18 protein-coding genes are annotated in these 19,417 nt (G+C 61.3%); 10 read left to right on the forward strand and 8 right to left on the reverse strand.

The features are described from left to right. Positions 1 to 15 precede the first annotated feature (15 nt). On the reverse strand, positions 16 to 1,293 hold the full coding sequence (locus ACSQ9D_RS12300) for a cytochrome b (RefSeq protein ID WP_037118186.1): 1,278 nt from the start codon (positions 1,291 to 1,293) through the stop codon (positions 16 to 18). Between the two features lie 13 nt (positions 1,294 to 1,306). Next, positions 1,307 to 1,885 (reverse strand): ubiquinol-cytochrome c reductase iron-sulfur subunit, encoded by a 579-nt coding sequence (petA, locus tag ACSQ9D_RS12305; RefSeq protein ID WP_024313884.1) that lies wholly within the window; start codon positions 1,883 to 1,885, stop codon positions 1,307 to 1,309. Positions 1,886 to 2,170: 285 nt separating this feature from the next. On the opposite strand from petA, the gene ACSQ9D_RS12310 reads away from it, so the two are divergent. Next, entirely contained in the window at positions 2,171 to 3,103 is a 933-nt protein-coding gene (locus ACSQ9D_RS12310) for an endonuclease/exonuclease/phosphatase family protein (protein WP_436282455.1), read from the forward strand. Here ACSQ9D_RS12310 and ACSQ9D_RS12315 read toward each other — a convergent pair. Beyond that, entirely contained in the window at positions 3,059 to 4,978 is a 1,920-nt protein-coding gene (locus ACSQ9D_RS12315) for an ABC transporter ATP-binding protein (protein WP_436282456.1), read from the reverse strand. The genes ACSQ9D_RS12310 and ACSQ9D_RS12315 overlap by 45 nt on opposite strands. A gap of 182 nt (positions 4,979 to 5,160) precedes the next feature. Between ACSQ9D_RS12315 and ACSQ9D_RS12320 the strand changes: the two genes are divergently transcribed. Continuing rightward, positions 5,161 to 5,370 carry a hypothetical protein gene (locus tag ACSQ9D_RS12320; RefSeq protein WP_037118488.1) on the forward strand — a complete coding sequence of 70 codons (210 nt, stop codon included), beginning with the start codon at positions 5,161 to 5,163 and terminating at the stop codon, positions 5,368 to 5,370. A gap of 61 nt (positions 5,371 to 5,431) precedes the next feature. Here ACSQ9D_RS12320 and ACSQ9D_RS12325 read toward each other — a convergent pair whose 3' ends face one another. Next, positions 5,432 to 7,288: an ABC transporter ATP-binding protein gene (locus ACSQ9D_RS12325; RefSeq protein WP_436282457.1), complete on the reverse strand. Its 1,857-nt coding sequence runs from the start codon at positions 7,286 to 7,288 to the stop codon at positions 5,432 to 5,434. A gap of 387 nt (positions 7,289 to 7,675) precedes the next feature. On the opposite strand from ACSQ9D_RS12325, the gene ACSQ9D_RS12330 reads away from it, so the two are divergent. Further along, on the forward strand, positions 7,676 to 8,137 hold the full coding sequence (locus ACSQ9D_RS12330; protein WP_436282458.1) for a tRNA (cytidine(34)-2'-O)-methyltransferase: 462 nt from the start codon (positions 7,676 to 7,678) through the stop codon (positions 8,135 to 8,137). Between the two features lie 198 nt (positions 8,138 to 8,335). After that, positions 8,336 to 9,982, forward strand: a complete 1,647-nt coding sequence (locus ACSQ9D_RS12335) for a Na/Pi cotransporter family protein (RefSeq protein ID WP_436282459.1) — start codon at positions 8,336 to 8,338, stop codon at positions 9,980 to 9,982. Positions 9,983 to 9,988: 6 nt separating this feature from the next. Here ACSQ9D_RS12335 and ACSQ9D_RS12340 read toward each other — a convergent pair whose 3' ends face one another. Then, entirely contained in the window at positions 9,989 to 10,249 is a 261-nt protein-coding gene (locus ACSQ9D_RS12340) for a hypothetical protein (protein WP_037118207.1), read from the reverse strand. A 167-nt stretch (positions 10,250 to 10,416) separates the two neighbouring features. Between ACSQ9D_RS12340 and hemF the strand changes: the two genes are divergently transcribed. From hemF to ACSQ9D_RS12355, 3 genes are all read left to right on the forward strand, one after another. After that, positions 10,417 to 11,331, forward strand: coding sequence for an oxygen-dependent coproporphyrinogen oxidase (gene hemF / locus ACSQ9D_RS12345; protein ID WP_436282460.1), 915 nt, complete (start codon positions 10,417 to 10,419; stop codon positions 11,329 to 11,331). 89 nt (positions 11,332 to 11,420) lie between these two features. Next, positions 11,421 to 11,681 (forward strand): hypothetical protein, encoded by a 261-nt coding sequence (locus ACSQ9D_RS12350; RefSeq protein WP_047519799.1) that lies wholly within the window; start codon positions 11,421 to 11,423, stop codon positions 11,679 to 11,681. 116 nt (positions 11,682 to 11,797) lie between these two features. Next, positions 11,798 to 11,983: a DUF1059 domain-containing protein gene (locus ACSQ9D_RS12355; protein ID WP_037118210.1), complete on the forward strand. Its 186-nt coding sequence runs from the start codon at positions 11,798 to 11,800 to the stop codon at positions 11,981 to 11,983. A 1-nt stretch (position 11,984) separates the two neighbouring features. On the opposite strand, the gene ACSQ9D_RS12360 is transcribed toward ACSQ9D_RS12355, so the two are convergent. From ACSQ9D_RS12360 to ACSQ9D_RS12370, 3 genes are read right to left on the reverse strand one after another with little or no spacing between them, the layout of a single operon-like run. Continuing rightward, entirely contained in the window at positions 11,985 to 13,238 is a 1,254-nt protein-coding gene (locus ACSQ9D_RS12360; RefSeq protein WP_436282461.1) for a CCA tRNA nucleotidyltransferase, read from the reverse strand. Continuing rightward, positions 13,235 to 13,885, reverse strand: coding sequence for a CoA pyrophosphatase (locus ACSQ9D_RS12365; protein WP_436282462.1), 651 nt, complete (start codon positions 13,883 to 13,885; stop codon positions 13,235 to 13,237). Before ACSQ9D_RS12365 ends, ACSQ9D_RS12360 begins: the two co-directional genes overlap by 4 nt. After that, the gene (locus ACSQ9D_RS12370; protein WP_436282463.1) at positions 13,882 to 14,505 is read right to left on the reverse strand and encodes a DUF1285 domain-containing protein; all 624 of its coding nucleotides are present in this window, start codon (positions 14,503 to 14,505) and stop codon (positions 13,882 to 13,884) included. The genes ACSQ9D_RS12365 and ACSQ9D_RS12370 overlap by 4 nt, the downstream gene beginning before the upstream one ends. A gap of 158 nt (positions 14,506 to 14,663) precedes the next feature. Here ACSQ9D_RS12370 and ACSQ9D_RS12375 point away from each other — a divergent pair, with 158 nt between their 5' ends. The 3 genes from ACSQ9D_RS12375 to ACSQ9D_RS12385 are packed head-to-tail and all read left to right on the forward strand — an operon-like array spanning position 14,664 to position 19,417. Beyond that, positions 14,664 to 15,674, forward strand: coding sequence for an AAA family ATPase (locus tag ACSQ9D_RS12375; RefSeq protein ID WP_436282464.1), 1,011 nt, complete (start codon positions 14,664 to 14,666; stop codon positions 15,672 to 15,674). Positions 15,675 to 15,686: 12 nt separating this feature from the next. Further along, on the forward strand, positions 15,687 to 16,607 hold the full coding sequence (locus ACSQ9D_RS12380) for a DUF58 domain-containing protein (RefSeq protein ID WP_436282465.1): 921 nt from the start codon (positions 15,687 to 15,689) through the stop codon (positions 16,605 to 16,607). Continuing rightward, a complete protein-coding gene (locus tag ACSQ9D_RS12385) occupies positions 16,604 to 19,417 on the forward strand; it encodes a DUF4159 domain-containing protein (RefSeq protein WP_436282466.1) in 2,814 nt (937 codons plus the stop codon). The genes ACSQ9D_RS12380 and ACSQ9D_RS12385 overlap by 4 nt, the downstream gene beginning before the upstream one ends.

A 19,417-nucleotide genomic window follows, 5' to 3' on the forward strand; every position in this document is an offset into this window, starting at 1 on the left:
CTTCCTGTCGCACGCTCAAGCCTTGACCGGCTCAGCGGCGGCCGCCTTGTTGCGCTTTTCCAGAACCGCTTCCGTAATTGAATTTGGCAAGCGGCGCGGCGTCTCGACGAGGCCGAGAACCGGCATGGCGACCAGGAAGAAGGCGAAGTATAGCAGCGTGCAGATCTGCGAGATGGTGGTGAACAGGCCCTCGGCGGGCTGGGAACCGAGCCAACCGAGAACGATGGCATTGGCGACGAACAGCCAGTAGAACACCCTGTACCACGGACGATAGACAGCCGAGCGAACCTTCGACGTATCGAGCCAGGGCAGGAAGAACAGCACGATGATGGCGCCGAACATGACCAGAACGCCGGCGAGCTTCGAGTCGATCGGTCCGATGTTGAAGGTGATCGAGCGCAGCATCGCGTAGAACGGCAGGAAGTACCATTCCGGAACGATGTGGGCAGGCGTCTTCAACGGATCAGCCGGAATGTAGTTGTCCGGGTGGCCAAGGAAGTTCGGCATGTAGAAGACGAAGTAGGCGTAGACCAGCAGGAAGATCGACACACCAAGCGCATCCTTGAGGGTCGCGTAAGGCGTGAAGCGAACGGTATCCGTCTTGGTCTTGACCTCGACACCGGTCGGATTCGTCTGGCCGACAACGTGCAGCGCCCAGATATGCAGGACGACGACGCCGGCAATGACGAAGGGCAGCAGGTAGTGCAGCGAGAAGAAGCGGTTGAGCGTCGGGTTCTCGACGGCGAAACCACCGAGCAGGAACTGCTGGATCCACTCGCCGACCAGCGGGAATGCCGAGAAGAAGCCGGTGATAACGGTCGCGCCCCAGAAGGACATCTGACCCCAGGGCAGAACGTAGCCCATGAAGCCGGTCGCCATCATCAGGAGGTAGATGAGGACGCCGAGGATCCAGAGGATCTCACGCGGCGCCTTGTAGGAGCCGTAGTAGAGACCACGGGCGATGTGCAGATAGACGGCAACGAAGAAGAAGGAGGCGCCGTTGGCGTGCATGTAGCGCAGCAGCCAGCCATGGTTGACGTCACGCATGATCTTCTCGACGGAGTTGAACGCAACCGTCGTTTCCGCAGCATAGTGCATGGCGAGCACGACGCCGGTTAAGATCTGCACGACGAGCATGACTGCAAGCATGGCGCCGAAGGTGTAGGCATAGTTCAGGTTCCGCGGAACCGGATATGCGACGAAACTGTCGTAGACCATGCGCGGCAAAGGCAGGCGCGAATCGATCCACTTCTCTAGGCCGGTTGATGGCTCGTAGCTGGAATGGCCACTCATAAATCAGTCCCCCTCAACCGATCTTGATTACTTTATCGGAAATGAACGAATAGGTCGGGATCGCCAGGTTCTGCGGCGCCGGACCTTTGCGGATGCGGCCGGCCGTATCGTAGACCGAGCCATGGCAGGGACAGAACCAACCATTGTATTCGCCGGCCTGGCCGAGCGGGATGCAGCCGAGATGGGTGCACGAACCGATCATGACGATCCAGTTTTCCTTGTCCTTGCCGGCGGAACGATCAACGCCCGTCGCCTGGGCGTCTGAAGGCAGATTGGCGTTGCGCGCGACCGGATCCTTCAGATCGGACAGCGCAACCTCATCGGCAGCCTTCACTTCCTCAGGCGTACGGTTGCGGATGAAGATCGGCTTGCCGCGCCACTTGGCGGTCAGCGACATTCCGGGCTCGAGGCTGGAAACGTCGACTTCGATGGAAGCCAGAGCCAGCGTGGAGGCATCCGGACGCATCTGATCGATAAACGGCCAAGCGACCGAAACGGCGCCGACAGCGCCCGCCATACCAGTGGTGAGATAAAGGAAATCACGGCGAGTGGGCTCGCCCGTGATCTCGCTTGTCGTTTCGTGTTCGCTCACGGCTTAAACCATCCTCTACGCAATTTTTGCGGAACTCCGCCTTCCCCTCGCGGCGGCGAATCTGTCGCGACACAATTCGACCATAGATTCCCCACCAATCCGGCGCGTTCTAAGCTTGATCGCAAATTATGTCCAGCCTTGGCAAGGCCATGTGGGCACAATGTCGCGGGAATTTTCAGATGATTTTCGAAGACAATCACATGCTTGCCACAGTTGTGCATTGCACCAATTCCAACCTCGTGCTAGGCGACCGCCACAAACCTCTCCCTATCCCAGCGCCCGCCGATGAAAGACACTTTATACTGCATAGGGAGTGTCCTCCTCTCGCTGTTGCTGGCGCTGATGTCTTTGCGCTACATCACACACGTCTGGCTTCTGGCCTTCGTCTATAGCTTTCAGATCCACTTTGGTCTGGTTGCGATGACAGGGTGCCTGGTGCTTCTGCGCCTCAAGCGGCACTGGTATGCCTACATGCTGCTTTCCGTCGCCGTGATCGTGCTCGGACATGGCGTGATCATGCTGCGAGAGTTTGAGGCACCCCCGGCACCTGCCGAGACGCCACCGCTTTTCAGGCTGATGTCCTTCAATATCGAGCACGAGAACGTCTCCAACGCAGCCCGTATTGCGGATTTCATCATCGCCTCGAGTGCCGATGTCGTGAACATCCTGGAGGCGGCACCCCTTCGCCCGCACATTTTGCGCCTGTCTGGCGCATATCCCTATCACATAGGCTGCGGTGCGGAGACCAACGAATGCGACACGCTTGTCCTCTCGAAGCGACCGTTTGTCGACAAGAAGGTCAGCAGCCTGGGTGAGCTTTGGCGCAACCGGCTGACGCGCTCTGCGATCGACTTCGACGGAACCAAGATCAACTTCCTGGCAGCCCACCTCGCCAAACCCTATTTCGACGACTTCCAGACAGACGAACTCGTCGATCTCAGCTCGGCGGCAGGTGCGATCGACGGCCCGCTCGTTCTTGCCGGAGACTTCAATTCCGCAATCGTCGACCCGCACATCCAGCGTTTCATGCGCAGGACCGGCTTTCACTCCGTCTTTCCGGAACCGGCCACCTGGCCGATCAGGGCGGGCCGCCTCGGCATCGGCATCGACCACGTCCTCGCCCGCCCTCCGCTGCGTCTGAAAACGGTCGAGCGGATAAAAGACAATATGGGGTCAAACCACTTTGGCCTCATGGCCGAGTTTGCGCTCGACCGTTGACGCAGGCGTCGACGCCTCGAAATCGGTGGCGAGGAACCCGCCTGATTGCCGCGCCCAGAGTTCGGCATAAAGACCGCCATGCTTCAGCAGGGTCTCGTGTGTTCCCTCTTCAATGATCTCGCCCTCGTCGACGACGATCAATCGATCGAGGGCGGCAATGGTGGAGAGCCGATGGGCGATGGCCAGCACCGTCTTGCCTTGCATCAGGCCGATCAGGTTGGATTGGATTGCCTCTTCCACCTCGGAATCCAGCGCCGAGGTGGCTTCGTCGAGAACGAGGATCGGCGCATCCTTCAGCATGATGCGTGCGATCGCGATGCGCTGGCGCTGACCGCCGGAGAGCTTCACGCCACGTTCCCCGACATGCGCATCGAAGCCCTTGCGGCCATTCTGGTCCTGCAGGTGCTCGATGAAGCCAAGCGCTTCTGCGCGCCGTGCCGCCTCCATCAGCCTCGCCTCGCCCGCATCAGGGCGCCCAAACAGGATATTGTCCCGGACCGAGCGATGCAGCAGCGACGTATCCTGGCTGACGACGCCGATCTGCATGCGCAGGGTTTCCTGCCGGACCGCTGCAATGTCCTGGCCATCGACCAATATCTGTCCGCCTTCGAGGTCGTAGAGGCGCAACAGCAGGTTCACCAGTGTGGACTTGCCAGCACCGGAGCGCCCGACGATGCCGACCTTCTCCCCCGGCTCGATCGTCAGCGAAAAGTTGTCAATGACACCGCTTTGCCTGCCGTAGTGGAAGGAGACGTTCTCGAAGCGGATGCCGGGATGTCGGATGACAAGGTCGGGCGCGTCGGGGCGATCGACCAGTCCGAGCGGCTGCGAAATCAGCTCGGCAGCGTTCTGGATCGTGCCGAGGTTGCGCATGATGCCGTTGAACTGGGTCATCAGCCGACCCAGAAGGAAGTTGAGGCGCAAGACAAGCGCAAGCGAGAACGCCACAGCACCGGAACTGACAAGGCCGGCCAGCCACAAATGCACGCTGAGAGCCGCCATCGTGACGATCATGATGCCCGACAGCAGCGCCATCGAGGCGCGTACGCCGGTGATGAAGCGCGTGAACCGCAGCACCGTCTCCTGATAGAAGTCGAAGCCCTGCCGCATGTAGCGGTCGCTCTCCTCATCGCGCGCAAACAGCTTCAAGGTCTGGATATTGCTGTAGGCATCCACCATGCGCCCGTTGATCATCGAGGCGGCTTCAGCTGTTTGGCGGGAATGAAACCGGATGCGCGGCACGAAATAGCGCGCCAGAACGCCGAAGGCGCACAGCCAGCCGAGCACGACCGCGGCAAGCGAGAAATCGAGCCCTGCGACGAGTACCAGCGTCGTCGCCGCATAGATGCCGACGAACCAGACACTCTCCATCAGCGACGTGACCAGGTCGCCCGTGGCCTGCCCGGCCGACCAGACCTTGGTGACGATGCGACCCGAGAAATCGCTTTGGAAGAAGGAGAGCGATTGCCTCGAAACATGCAGATAGGATTGCCAGCGCGCCAGGTTGTAGAAGCCGGGTGTGATCACCTGCTGATCGACGAGCGCAATCAACAGCGCGACGACAAAGCGGACAATGCCGATAAGAACGAGCATGCTGAACAACTCGGCGCCGTGCGCGGCAAGCAGACCGCTCCAGCCTGCCGCCGGCGTGATCGTCGCGAGAATATCGACGAGCCGCCCGACGAACCAGAACAGTGCCGCCTCGATTGCCGCCGACATCCCGCCGAGCACGAGCATCGCCACGAACGGCGCCTTCGCCTGACCAATATAGAACCAGATGAATCCAAACGTTGTGCGCGGTGGTTGAATGTTTTCCCGCGGCGCAAAGGGACTAATCCAATTTTCGAAAGCACGGAGGAGTCGTTTTATCAGCATATTTGCGATATAGACTTAATAGCCGGAGCGGGAAAGCGACGGCCCCAGGGCGCAACCCTATATTTTCGTAACAATCGGTAACAACAACGGCATCGTCGTTGAATGAGACTGACCTCGTCACAATCTCGGGGTACAATGGATTCTTACGGGAGACGGCCGCGATGCAAGCAAGAAAGGCAATCATGTCGAGTATTCCGCTGCCCCTTGCGGAACGACTTGATGCACTCGTTGAACAGTTGGAAATATCCTACGACCAAGCTATTGGCGAGGCGATCTCTGCGTGGATCGATCGTGAGGAAGAGCGGCGTCTGTTCGCATTGCGTACGCTTGCGTCGACCAATAGCATGCTTGTCGAAGGAAACCGGGTGAAAGACTGGGCAGACAGCCTGTGACCCCCGCATCCATAGACCCAAAAGAAAAGCCCTCTCCGCATCTGCAGGGAGGGCTTCTGGCTTATTCGGCTGCCTCTTCCGCCTCTTCGGAATGATCGGCCAGGAAGCCGCCCGATTGCCGGTTCCACAGGTCGGCATAGATGCCGCCTTGTTCGACAAGCTCGACATGGGCGCCGGCCTGGATGATCCTACCCTTGTCGAGGACGATCAGGCGGTCCATCTCGGTCAGGGTCGACAGGCGATGCGCGATTGCAATCACCGTCTTGCCTTCCATCAGCGCGAACAGGTTCTCCTGGATCGCCGCTTCGACCTCGGAGTCGAGCGCCGATGTCGCCTCGTCGAGAACCAGAATCGGCGCGTCCTTCAAGAAGACGCGGGCGATCGCGATGCGCTGGCGCTGACCGCCGGAGAGCTTCACACCACGCTCGCCAACCTGCGCGTCGAGCCCCTTGCGGCCCTGCAGGTCGACAAGCCCTTCGATGAATTCCCAGGCATTGGCCCGCTTGGCAGCTTCGATCACCTGGGCATCTGTCGCCTCGGGGCGGCCATAGGCGATGTTGTCGCGGATCGAACGGTGCAGCAGGGAGGTATCCTGCGTCACGACGCCGATCAGTTCGCGTAGGCTCTCCTGAGAAACGGTCGAGATGTCCTGCCCATCGATGGTGATGCGGCCAGCCTCCAGATCGTAGAAGCGCAAAAGCAGGTTCATCAGTGTGGTCTTGCCGGCGCCGGAACGACCGACCAGACCGACCTTCTCGCCCGCCTTGATGTCGAGAGACAGACTGTCGATGACGCCTTTGCCCTTGCCGTAATGGAAGCGGATGCGTTCGTAGTGGATTGCACCCTTCTTCGCAGACAGTTTCGGCGCGCCCGGCTGGTCGACGATGTCGTGTTTCTTCGTCATCATCTCCATGCCGTCATAGACCGTGCCGATGTTCTCGAACAGCGCCGAGACCTCCCACATAATCCACTGCGACATGCCGTTGACGCGCATGGCAAGACCGATTGCGATGGCAATGGCGCCGACGGAGATCTGTCCGTTCAGCCAGAACCAGATGGACAGGCCCGACACCACGAACAACGCCACGCAGTTGTTGATGTAGACGGCGATGTGAAACAACGTGACGCGGCGCATCTGCGCATGGACGGTTCCAAGGAACTCCTCCATACCGCTACGCGCATACGTCTCCTCGCGGCCGGCATGCGAAAACAGCTTGACCGTTGCGATGTTCGTGTAGCTGTCGACCACCCGACCCGTCATGATCGAGCGCGCATCGGCCTGCTGCGCCGCGATCCTGCGCAGCCGTGGCACGAAGTAGGACACGATGGCGACGTAGACGGCGAGCCAGACGAGGATCGGGATCATCAGCCGCCAGTCGGCAGCAGCGATGACGATGATCATCGACAGGAAATACGTCACGACATAGACGAAGACATCCAGGATCTTCATCGTCGTTTCACGGACGGCAAGCGAGGTCTGCATCACCTTCGTCGCAACGCGTCCGGCAAACTCGTTGGCAAAGAAAGTCATGCTGTGACGCAGCAGGAAGCGGTGCATCTGCCAGCGCGCGATCATCGGGTAGTTGCCGAGAAGCACCTGATGCATGATGAGCGAATCTATGCCCGCCGCCAGCGGCAGGCCGATGAGGATCAACGCTCCCATCCATGCCAGCCTTGGCCACTCCGTTTGCAGGAACGTTGCCTTGTCGGCATTCGTCAGCCAGTCCACGATGTCGCCGAGGAACTGGAAGAGAGCGACCTCACCGACGGCGATCAGCGCCGTCAGGACTGCCATGATGGCAAGCCACGGTGCTGCCGGCTTCGTATAGTGCCAGCAAAAAGCAAAAAGGCCCTTTGGAGGAGCAACCGGCTCCTCGCTCGGGAAGGGGTTAAGTCGCTGTTCGAACCAGCCAAACATGAAAATGCTCCGAAACTTCGCAGTTCCGGCCTCCCGGCTCGCGCAAAAGGGGGCGCTTGAGCTCATATGGGAACCGGACGTTCACGGGGCGAGGCCACTTCAGCCGCGCAATGGATGACAAATGGGAATTCAGGAAAGAAATGGCACTAGGCGTGCCAGATCGCCACTCGTGGGTTCACGCGTCGAGAGCGCATACGCGGCAATATTTCCATCTTGGCGCTCCCTGCTGGCGATTAAAAGATATGCACCGATAACGCGAATTCGATGAAATTTCCAGCCCCGATCTGCCGGAAATTGAACATTTCAGGGTCAAAATGCGTCCTGTTGCACCGAAATCACAGTTGCAATAGGTGTGCTTCGACGAAAACCGAAGAAGACGACCGCGCCATGGCAGATCTCAGACTAGCCCTCTATCAGCCTGACATCCCCGGCAATACCGGTACCATCCTGCGTCTTGCCGCCTGCCTCGGCTTTGCCGTCGATATCATCGAGCCGGCGGGCTTCGACATATCGGACCGCAACCTCAAGCGGGCCGGCATGGATTACATCGCCGCAGCCGCCCTCACCCGCCACGTCAATTGGGATCGCTTCGAAGATTGGCGAAAGAACACCGGCCGGCGCCTGGTGCTGGCATCCACCAAGTCGTCCGGCCGTTACACCGACTTTTCGTTTCACGCCGACGACATCCTGCTTTTCGGCCGCGAGAGCGCCGGCGTCCCGGACCACGTGCATGCGGCAGCCGACGCCCGGATCCTTGTTCCGATGGTTGAAGGTCAACGCTCGATCAATGTTGCCGTCTCGGCCGCGATGATCGTCGGAGAAGCCATGCGGCAGACCGTCTGGGGTTGATTTTTAGCCCCGGTGACGCAAATGCCGATACAGCCTCAGAATATGTCGCGAACGGCGTTGTGAATTTTCCTGAGCGGCGTATAGTTTTTAGCCGGACAATTAAAAACGTGTCCGGAAGGCCATGTTTTCAATCACTTGGCAAAGAGAGATTCGAACAGGAGGGCGCCTGTTCGCATAAGAGGCAAAAGCAACGGTAGAATGGAATCGACGATCGTGATGATCAACCTGTTCGGCGCGGTAGCCCTGCTACTGTTCGGCCTGGCACAGGTAAAGGACGGCGTTTCCCGAGCGTTTGGAGCGCGACTGCGCAGCGGCCTTGCGACCGGCACCCGCAGTGGCTTGCGCTCTTTCGCGTCCGGCTTCGTCGCCACGGTGGCGCTGCAGAGCTCGACTGCGACGGCCATGATGGTCGCCTCCTTCGTCGAGCGCGAGCTGGTGAAGCCGCGCATGGCGCAAGTCGTCCTGCTCGGCGCCAACGTCGGAACCGCGGTGACCGCCTGGATCGTCGCCACCGGCATCGCGTGGCTGTCTCCTCTGGTGATCCTTGCCGGAATGATCCTTCATCGCAGCGCCTCGTCGTCGCGCCAGGGCGGCGGCACGGCGCTGATCGGCATCGGCCTGATGCTTTTGTCGCTGCATCTCCTCAGCAGCGCCACCGAGCCGATGCGCCAGTCGCCGGCGCTTGGCGCCTTCATCGCCCTGCTCGACAATGCCTGGCCGGTCGCACTTGTCTTTTCCGCTGGCATCGCCTTCATCTCGTCGTCGAGCCTTGCCGCCGTCGTCCTCATTCTCTCGCTTGCCTCGACGGGCATCCTGTCGGCCGGACTGGTCATCGTGCTGGTGCTCGGCGCCAATCTCGGCGGCGCCTTTGCCCCGGTCATTGCCTCGCTCGGCGGGCCAGCAGCCGCCAAGCGCGTCACACTGGGCAATCTGATCGTGCGGGCAATCGGCTGCCTGATCGCATTGCCGCTCGCAGGCTACGGAGCGGAACTGCTGGCAACGCTGCCGCTGGCGCCGGCAAAACTGCCGGTCGACGCCCATCTCGGCTTCAACCTGATCCTCGCGGCGCTTGCCTGGCCCTTCTCGCGCCCCCTCTCGCGGCTGATGCTAAGACTGGTGCCCGACGACACGCAGCCGGACAGCGGACCGAGATACCTCGACCAGCATGAACTTTCGACGCCTGTTGTCGCCCTCGCCAGCGCGACACGGGAAGTGCTCGGCGTCGGCGATCTGATCGAACGCATGTTGTTGCGCGCCTCGAACGCTTTTGAAACCAACGAGCTGGCGAAGCTCAAGGAAATCCCGTCGCTGGAAAAGCGGGTCGACAGCCTGCAGCAGGAGGTGAAAATCTACCTGTCCAAGCTCGGCCACGCCGGTCTGAGTGAAGAGGATGGTCGCCGTTCCATCGTCATCATCGACTACGCGATCAACCTCGAACATATCGGTGACATCATCGAGAAGGGCCTGACGCCGCAGGTGACGAAGAAGGTTTCGCTGGGGCTGAAATTCTCCGAGGAGGGCTTCGAGGAACTGCGCAAGCTCTTCCACCTGACGATCGACAATCTGCGCATCGCCCAGACGATCCTCGTCACCCGCGACTTCAACCTTGCCAAGCAGCTGATGGAGGTGAAGGTCGAGGTTCGCCGGATGGAGAAGCAGTCCTCGGAACGACATCTGGAGCGCCTGCGCGACGGTCGCGCTGACAGCCTGCAGACAAGCTCATTGCATCTGGACATGCTGCGCGACCTGAAGCGCATCAACGCCCACATTGTTTCGGTCGCACACCCGATCCTCGACGAAAGCGGACTGCTCATCGAAAGCAGGCTGAAAGGCGCTGCCGAGTAAGGCCGCTCAGTCGGCCGACGGCAGCCGGCGCATCGTGAATTCGATCTGGTCGCCTTCCAGCTGGCGCCAGCTTTCGACTTCCGTCCAATATGCAGCCTTGGGATATTCGTCGAACCATTCGCGCGCCTTGGCGCGGGCCTCGAGGAGATTGAGGCAATAGGTTTGGCGCACGAAACGATCGTTCTTCCGGGGCGTGCCTTCCGCCCGGTGGGTAGCAATCCGTCGCTTGAGACCGTCGAACGACGGAGGTCCAGGAATTTTCGTCATGAGCCTACCTCTGTTCGAAAAAGGTAATATCGAAAATCGCGTTTTGCGAGTCGAATCTGAGGAAGCCTCAATCACCTGCTCTGCTGGCAGGACCCTGCCCCACCTGCTATCAGAGCAGCACAGACGAAAGCGCGAGTCGACTGGCGGCCCGCTCGGAGAGAGATAGAATGGAAAGACCCGAACTTCCGATCGGCCTGCCGGATGACATCGAAGAGAAGAAGTCGACTGCCCGGGCGTGGTTCGAAAGTCTTCGCGACACGATCTGCGCCTCGTTCGAAGCGCTGGAAGACGAACTCTCCGGCCCGCTCTGCGATAGAGAGCCGGGCCGCTTCGTGGCGAAGGAGTGGTCGCGCGAAAATGGTGCAGGCGGCGGCGGCCGCATGTCGATGATGCACGGCCGCGTCTTCGAGAAGGTTGGGGTGCACACCTCCACCGTCTACGGAGAGTTCGCGCCGGACCTGCGCGCCCAAATGCCTGGTGCCAAGGAGGACCCTCGCTTCTGGGCTTCGGGCATTTCGCTGATCGCCCATCCTGTCAATCCCAACGTGCCGGCCGTTCACATGAACACGCGCATGGTGGTCACCTCGAGCCGCTGGTTTGGGGGCGGCGCCGACCTGACGCCGGTGCTTGATCGCCGCCGCACGCAGGAAGACGAGGACAGCCAGCTCTTCCACAAGGCCATGGAGATCGCCTGCCGCAGCCACGCCGCTGTCGCCGACTACGCCGCCTACAAGACGTGGTGCGACGAGTATTTCTTCCTCAAGCACCGGAACGAGCCGCGCGGCATCGGCGGCATCTTCTATGATTGGCTGCATTCCAGTGAGGAGGCCGGCGGCTTTGACGCCGATTTCGCCTTCACCCGCGACGTCGGAAGGGCATTTGCCATGGTTTATCCACGGATAGTTCGCGCCAACGTCAATAAACAGTGGACAGAGGCGGATCGTGACGAACAATTGATTCGCCGTGGACGCTATGTTGAGTTCAATTTGCTCTATGATCGAGGTACAATCTTTGGCCTCAAGACAGGAGGAAACGTAGAGTCCATTCTCTCATCCCTACCCCCGCTCGTCCGCTGGCCGTGACCTCACAAAAAAACGCCGGGAGGGCTTAAATTCGGAGACGGGACTACTAAGTTCATGCATGTACGCGTAACAATCGGAGGAGGATTGTCATGACGATACAAAGCAGCTCTGCAGCACCGGCGGGTGCTCCGGAGCCTCGCCCGCCCATCGAAACGCCGGAGTTTTTGAGCCGGATTGCCGAAGGGTTTCGGGCGAAGAGTGGGTCCGATCTGCCACTTTCGTGCTTTATCGAGCAAGTGAAGCTTCAGCTGGCCGGCGGTAAGACGCCGGAAGAACTTGATCGTCTGGCAAAGATCCAGGACAGCAAAGCAGCAATCGATTGCTACAGAGCCTGGGCGATGCCCGATTAACAAGAAAATGAAAAACCGGCCGGTCCTTCGCGCCGGCCGGAACCTTCCTACCGCTTCGAACATTCAGGCATTACGCAGCGCGTGATGTCGTTGAAATCCGAAAGAAGGAGGAAAGAATGAGACTCTTCGAATGTGGCACGCTCGTCCCCGGATGCGAATGGCATACCCGGGCAAATGACGATGCCGAAATCGTCCGCCGCGCTGTCGAGCATATGCGCAACGCCCACGGCGAAACCGTCATCCGCGAAAACATGATCGAGAATATCAAGGCTCGGATCCGCAACGAGGCGACGGCGGCCTGAGCTATTTTGTCAGATCATTCAGCCGGGCGAGCAGCGCCGCCCGGTCCGGCGTGAAGTTTTCCTCGACCCAGAAGTTTTCCAGTGCCGACAGCGTCTCACCGACCTGCTTGCCGGCCGGCACGCCCGCGCCCATGACGTCGCCGCCATTGATCGGGAGCTGTGGTTTTTTCCAGTTTTCAGCCAGTTCGAGCAGCTTGCCGAGCCTTGCTGAGCGAGCCATTTCCTGCATGTCGGCTTGTGCCTTGCCCCGCGCCGTTGCCAGCGCAAGTTTCAAGCGGGTTGCAATCCCGTCCGCGCCGTGCCGATAGAGCAGCCGCGCAAACGCGGCCGAAGACAATTCATCATTGATAACAGGCGCTTTGGTCCACGCTTTGAAATAGGCGGCCTCGGCATTGGCGAGCTTGAGGCGTGTTGCCATCTTCTCCAGGCGATCGGCATCGGGAGGAACGATGGCGGCGAGGCGCAGAAGCGGGTCCGGCTTCCAGCCAAGCGCCCTCTCCGTGTTGATCAGCGTCGCAATGGTGTCGATCCCCCACTTCTCCGTCTCCGGCAGGATTTCGCTGAGCACGCCGACCTGGCGCATCCACAAGAGCGCCCGCCCGGGATCCTCCACGCTGAGCAGCTTACGCAGTTCCGACCAGACCCGTTCGGCAGAAAGCGTTTTCAGCTTGGCGCGAGCCGATGCGCACGCCCTCAGCCCATCGGCATCCGGACGGCCCGAACCATAATAGGCGAAAAACCGGAAAAATCGCAGGATACGCAGATAGTCCTCGGCAACACGCGTCGCGGCGTCCCCGATGAAGCGGATGTTGCGCTTCTCGATATCGGCAAGTCCACCGACCAGGTCGATCACGTCGCCCTTGGAGTCGACATAAAGCGCATTGATCGTCAGGTCGCGCCGCTCCGCGTCAGTCTGCCAATCCGAGCTGAAGGCAACCTTGGCCCGGCGTCCGTCGGTCTCGACATCGGTCCTCAACGTCGTGACTTCGAAGGGCTTGCCGTCGATGACAAGGGTCACCGTGCCATGTGCAACGCCTGTCGGAACGGCTTTGATAGCAGCGGCGGCGGCGCGTTTGATGACCTGTTCGGGCGTGAGAGTCGTGGCCACATCGATATCGCTGACGGAAAGCCCCATGAGGCTGTTGCGAACCGCCCCGCCGACGACGCGCCCCTCTCCGCCGTCGGCGTTGAGCAGCGCGAACACGCGCGTCAGCGCCGGATCCTTGAACCAAGCCTTTTGGCCAAGGTTGGTCATGCATAGAGCCTTTCATAGAGGGTGCGGACGATGCCCGCGGTAATGCCCCAGATCATCCGGCTTTCATAGGGCATCCGGTAGAAATGTCGTTCGAGACCGTCGAGCACACGCCTGTCGCGGCTGTGATTGGCCGGGTTCATGAGAAAGGACAGCGGCACTTCGAAGACGTCATCCACCTCGGTGGGGTTAAGCTTCAATTCGAAGCCGCGCCGCACGACCGCGAGCACCGGCGTAATACGAAAGCCAGTCGAGGCGAGGTAGTTCGGAAGCCGCGCCACGGTCTCGACAAACGACCCGTCGATACCGATTTCCTCCTCGGTTTCCCGGATTGCCGCTCTTTCAGCGGATCCATCGATGGCATCGATCTTGCCGCCCGGAAACGCGATCTGTCCGGAATGTTTGCGCAGCGTCGCGGTGCGCTGCGTGAAGATGACATGCGCCTCGTCCCCGTCGTCGATCACCGGCACAAGGACCGCAGCATCACGAAGCTTGAAGGACTCCACCTGCGCGACGATATCAGGATTGAGAATGTGATCGCCGTGGTCACGCCATGACATATCCACCGGTCCGCCGCTCTGATGAAGCGCGCGACGCCGAAATTCGGCCGCGGAATAGAGCGCATGGCGGTCAGTCAAAACGTTGCTCATCGGGAGAGTTTATCCAGTTCGTCGGCCGCCATGACAGGAAACGTCACGCCACCGGAGCGAAGGCAGAACATCATCTTGCCATCGACCTCAAGGCGTTCGCCGCGTTCGACGAGTTCGTACATAATGGGGCGAGAAACCAGCGCCTCCAGTTGCCCGCGCACGTGAAGATAAGGCTTCAACTGGCTGTTTTCGCCGTGAATTACAAAGCGGAGAGAATGCTCCGCTCCGGCCTCGACCACGTCGCCGACATTGGTCCGGAACGTCAGCAACGGCTCGCCATCCCTTTCGCCGGCATTCATTTCAACCGCCACGAAGGGTGCGTCTGCGACCCGGATGCCGACCTTTTCCACAGGCGTTACAAGATAGGTTTTCCCATCTTCGTCCCTGCGCAGGACGGTCGAAAACAGTCTGACGAGCGGCGCCCGGCCGATCGGCGTTCCCATGTAGAACCACGTGCCGTCGGCGCGGATTTCCATGTCGATATCGCCGCAGAAGGGCGGGTTCCATCGATCGACGGGAGGAAGCCCCCGCGCTTTGGCGCCCGCATCGCCGGCGGCGCGTGAAATCAGCGCTGCAAGACCGGCCGCGTCCGTCGTTGCTTTGATCTCTTCGGCTGCCATTCTTCTGTCCCGGTTTGTCTTTAACTCCAGAAGGTCACGAGATAGTCATTCGGAACCAACTTGTCAGCCCGCAACAACTCCATAACTCTATCTGGTATGAGGCTTGCGTGTAAGTCTGCCGATTCGCGACGAATGATATCAGCCGCTGGAGATGACTAATGGGTATGATGAAGACCGAAGCCCCGCTTGATGAAAAGGCGATCATCGCCGCGGCCGAGAAGGCACTTGCAGATATCGCCGCCGTCCGGGGCGAAGTCTCCAAGGTGATCTTTGGCCAGGAAAGCGTCGTCGAGAACACCCTCCTTGCGGTTCTCTCGGGCGGCCATGCCCTGCTGGTGGGCGTGCCGGGTCTCGCCAAGACCAAACTCGTCACCACGCTCGGCGAAGTGCTTGGCCTCGCCTCCAACCGCATCCAGTTCACGCCGGATCTGATGCCGTCCGACATTCTTGGCTCGGAGGTGATGGACCAGGACGAGAGCGGCCGCCGCTCCTTCCGTTTCGTCAAGGGACCCGTGTTCGCCCAGCTCCTCATGGCCGACGAAATCAACCGCGCGTCGCCGCGCACGCAGTCGGCCTTGCTGCAGTCCATGCAGGAGTACCACATCACCGTCGCCGGTCATCGCTACGACCTGCCGGCCCCATTCCACGTCCTCGCCACTCAGAATCCACTGGAGCAGGAAGGCACCTACCCCTTGCCCGAGGCACAGCTCGACCGCTTCCTTCTCCAGGTCGACGTCCACTATCCGGAGCTTGCTGCTGAGCGACAGATCCTGCTCGAGACGACTGGCATCGGCGAAACGGCGCCGCAAGCGATCCTGAATGCCGAGCGCCTCGTCGAAATCCAGACGCTCATCCGCCAGATGCCGGTCAGCGACAAGGTTGTCGATGCCATCCTGGCGCTTGTCCGCTCCGCTCGTCCGGGTCAGGGCAATGCCTCGACCGACAAGAACGTTGCCTGGGGTCCCGGCCCACGTGCCGGCCAGGCCATGATGCTGTGCGCCCGGGCGCGCGCCCTCTACGAGGGTCGCCTCGCACCGTCTGAAGACGACATCCACGCACTCGCCGAACCCGTCCTGCAGCACCGCATGGCGCTGACATTCGCGGCGCGCGCAGAAGGCATGTCGGTTCGTGATGTCATTGCCGGGCTGGTCAAGCAGGCCAAGGGATAAGGAAGCGTCTGCGTGGCACCCATCGGACAGATCGTCAATCCGACTTCGGGCAACGACGCCCTTGCCCGCGCAAGGCAGCGGGCAAGCCTGGTGCCGGATTGTCTGGTCGAGGCCAAGCGGATCGCCAACACGGTGATCGCCGGTTGGCATGGCCGCCGCAAACGCGGCATCGGCGAGAATTTCTGGCAGTTCCGTCCCTATACCGAGGGCGAGAGCCTGTCCCGCATCGATTGGCGCCGGTCCGCGCGCGACGACCACACCTACATCCGCGACCGCGAGTGGGAGGCGGCCCATACGATCTGGCTCTGGGCCGACATGTCTCCCTCGATGATGTACAAATCGACTTTCGGGAACGCCTCGAAGGAAGGTCGCGCACTCGTCATCATGCTGGCGCTTGCAGAGATTCTCGCGCGCTCCGGCGAGCGCATCGGATGCCCAGGCGTCATGGAACCGGTCGCCGCGCGCAACGCCGCAGAACGACTTGCAACGGCATTGATGCATGCCCCGCTGAGCGGCGGCCTGCCAGAAACGGCCATGATTCGCGGCTGGAGCGAACTTGTGCTGATCGGTGATTTCCTCGACGATGCGCGTGCGGTCATGGCGCGCATCGGTCCCTTGGCGCGGCGCGGTCTGCGCGGCCACGTGATCGAGATCGCCGACCCGGCCGAAGAGCTCTTCCCCTATGATGGCCGCACCGAATTCACCGATCCCGAGACCGGTTCGAAACTGACATCCGGCCGCGCCGAGCATGTCCGCGAAGCCTATACCCGCGCCTATCTCGGCCGCAGGGACGATCTTGGCCAGGCGCTGCGCCACATGGGCTGGACCTTTGTCAGCCACCGCACCGACCATCTCGCCTCCGAAGCACTGGTCGCCGTTCACATGTATCTGTCGGGTATGCCGGCAAGGGCGACGCATGGAGGGCAGCCATGAACGCCCTTCCCTTCGCTTTCGCCTATCCAGCAATCCTCGGCGCGCTCGTCGCCCTGCCGATCATATGGTGGCTGCTGCGATTGACGCCGCCGCGCCCGAAGAGCGAAGTCTTCCCGCCTCTGAAGATACTCGCGACGGTTCTCAAGCGAGAGGAAACCCCGGCCCAGAGCCCCTGGTGGCTGACGCTGCTGCGCATGCTGCTTGCTGCGGCCGTCATCCTGGCGATCGCCGACCCTGTCTTCAATCCACGCGCGAATTCAATCGCTTCCAGCGGCCCGCTCGTGCTCTTTGTTGACAATGGCTGGGCGACGTCGCCGGATTGGGATCTGCGCGTCAAGACCGCCGACGCGCTGATTGACGACGCGGAAGCGGCCGGGACCCCTGTTGCCATCGCCTTCACCGCCGATCCGACCAACGACGCGGTTCCGGGAACGGCGTCCGTTGCCCGCGACAAGCTGCGCGCCGCGGAGCCGAAGCCGCTTGTGCCCGACCGCCAGCGCGCGTTTGAGGCGCTGCGTGCCGCCTTGAACGGCGTCCATCCCGGCACCCTCGCCTTCCTCACCGATGGCGCCGCCGCAAGCGACAGCGACGCAACGATCCGCCAACTTTCCGATCTCTCGCCTGCCCAGTTGCGCTTGGTTTCCGGCGACGCGGCCGAGACGATCGCCATCACGTCAGCCAACAATGCCGCGGATGCGATGACGGTGACCGCCACGCGCCTCGACAACGTGGGTGCCGCGTCGCTGCAAATCACTGCGCAGGATACACAAGGTCGCGCAATCGCGGCCGGCTCGATCGACTTCCAACAGGGGCAGAGCGTTGCCACTGGATCGATCACCGCACCGTTTGAAATGCGCAACGACTTCGCGCGCGTCAGCATTGACAGCCACGCCACGGCAGGCGCGGTGCACCTGCTCGATGATGGCTTCAAGCGCCGCCGCGTCGTCCTCTTGTCCGGCGAAGTCGGCGATACGTTCCAGCCGCTGCTTTCGCCGCTCTATTACATTCAGCGCGCCCTGCAGCCCTATGCCGATCTGATAGAGCCGAACACGCCCGATCTCGCGTCCTCGATCCCGGATCTCCTGACGCAGAATCCGTCCGTGATCATCATGGCCGACATCGGCCGCCTGCCCCAGGAAACCTACGCACCGCTACAGCGCTGGATCGCGAATGGCGGAACCTTGATCCGCTTTGCCGGGCCGCGCCTTGCCGCCGCTCCCGCCGACGACCCGCTGGTTCCGGTCACGCTGCGCCAGGGCGAGCGTGCGCTTGGCGGCGCGCTGTCGTGGGCCGAACCGCAGCCGCTGGCCGAGTTTCCGGGATTCGGCCCGTTCGCTGGAATGCCGAAGCCGACGGACGTCACCATCAAGCGTCAGGTTCTCGCCGAGCCGACGCCTGATCTCGCCGAGCGCACCTGGGCAAGCCTTGCCGATGGGACGCCGCTCGTGACCACGAAGCCGATCAATGCCGGCCGGATCGTCCTCTTCCACGTCAGCGCCGAGGCCACGTGGTCCAACCTGCCGATTTCGGGCAACTTCGTCGAGATGCTGCGCCGCCTCGTCCAGTTGTCGCGCTCGGGTGGCGTCAACGCCGAAGCGAATGGCGCTTCGAGCGCCGAGGCGTTGCCACCCTTCCGCCTGCTGACTGCCAAGGGCGCGCTGACGACCGAGACCGGCACAGCGCGTCCGCTGATCCCCAACGCGAAGGTCACGCCGCTTGCCAGCTTTGACAACCCGCCTGGCCTGTATGGCTCCGAGGAAGGATTTACCGCTCTGAACGTGCTGCCGAAGAACGCCGAACTGAGGCCGCTCGACACGTCGGGGATCACCATCGTGCGCGAGGGACTGATCGGCGGCGAAACCTGGTCTGCAAAGCCTGCCCTGTTCCTGATCGCCTTGCTGCTGCTTTTGGCCGACAGCCTGATCGTGATGTTCATGAGCGGCGCCTTCTCGCGGCTGCGCCCAGCGGCCCGCACGGCGGCGCTTGTCGCCGTTGCGGTCAGTGCGGCTTTCTTGCTGCAGCCCGGACAATCGCATGCAGATGACGCCAAGCCAGGCGACGAGCCGATCTTCCAGCGGCTCGACAATACGCACCTTGCCTTTGTCGTTACCGGCGAACAGGAAGTCGATCGTATCTCCGAACGGGGGCTCGAGGGCCTGACGGACTTCCTGACCTATCGCACCACACTGGAGCCGTCTCCACCTGTCGGTCTGGATCTCACCAAGGACGAGCTCGCCTTCTATCCGATCATCTATTGGCCCGTCTCGGCGACCGCGCCGATGCCTTCGGCCGCGGCGATCAACAAGATTGACGCCTATATGCGCTCCGGCGGAACTGTGCTCTTCGACACACGCGACCAGTTCAGCGCACTCGACAACAATGGCGGCTCTCTCAGCGCCAATGGCGAGCGGCTGCAGCAGATCCTTGCCAATCTCGATATTCCGCCGTTGGAACCAGTGCCATCGGACCACGTTCTGACGAAATCCTTCTACCTTCTGTCGAGCTTCCCCGGCCGCTACACCGGAAGCCCCCTGTGGATCGAAGCGCGACAGGAAAATCGTGCCGCCGATGCCAAGTCGACCGGCACGGCAGACGGCGTTTCGCCGATCCTCATCACCGGCAACGACTTTGCCGGCGCCTGGGCCGTCGACGACAACGGGGTGCCCATGTTGCCGACGGTTCCGCCTGATGAAACGCAGCGCGAGTACGCCTACCGCAGCGGCGTCAACATCATGATGTATATGCTGACCGGCAACTACAAGACCGATCAGGTCCATGTTCCCGCTCTCCTGGAACGGTTGGGACAGTGA

The sequence above is a fragment of the Rhizobium sp. LjRoot258 genome, assembly GCF_964254185.1.
Lineage (GTDB): Bacteria > Pseudomonadota > Alphaproteobacteria > Rhizobiales > Rhizobiaceae > Rhizobium.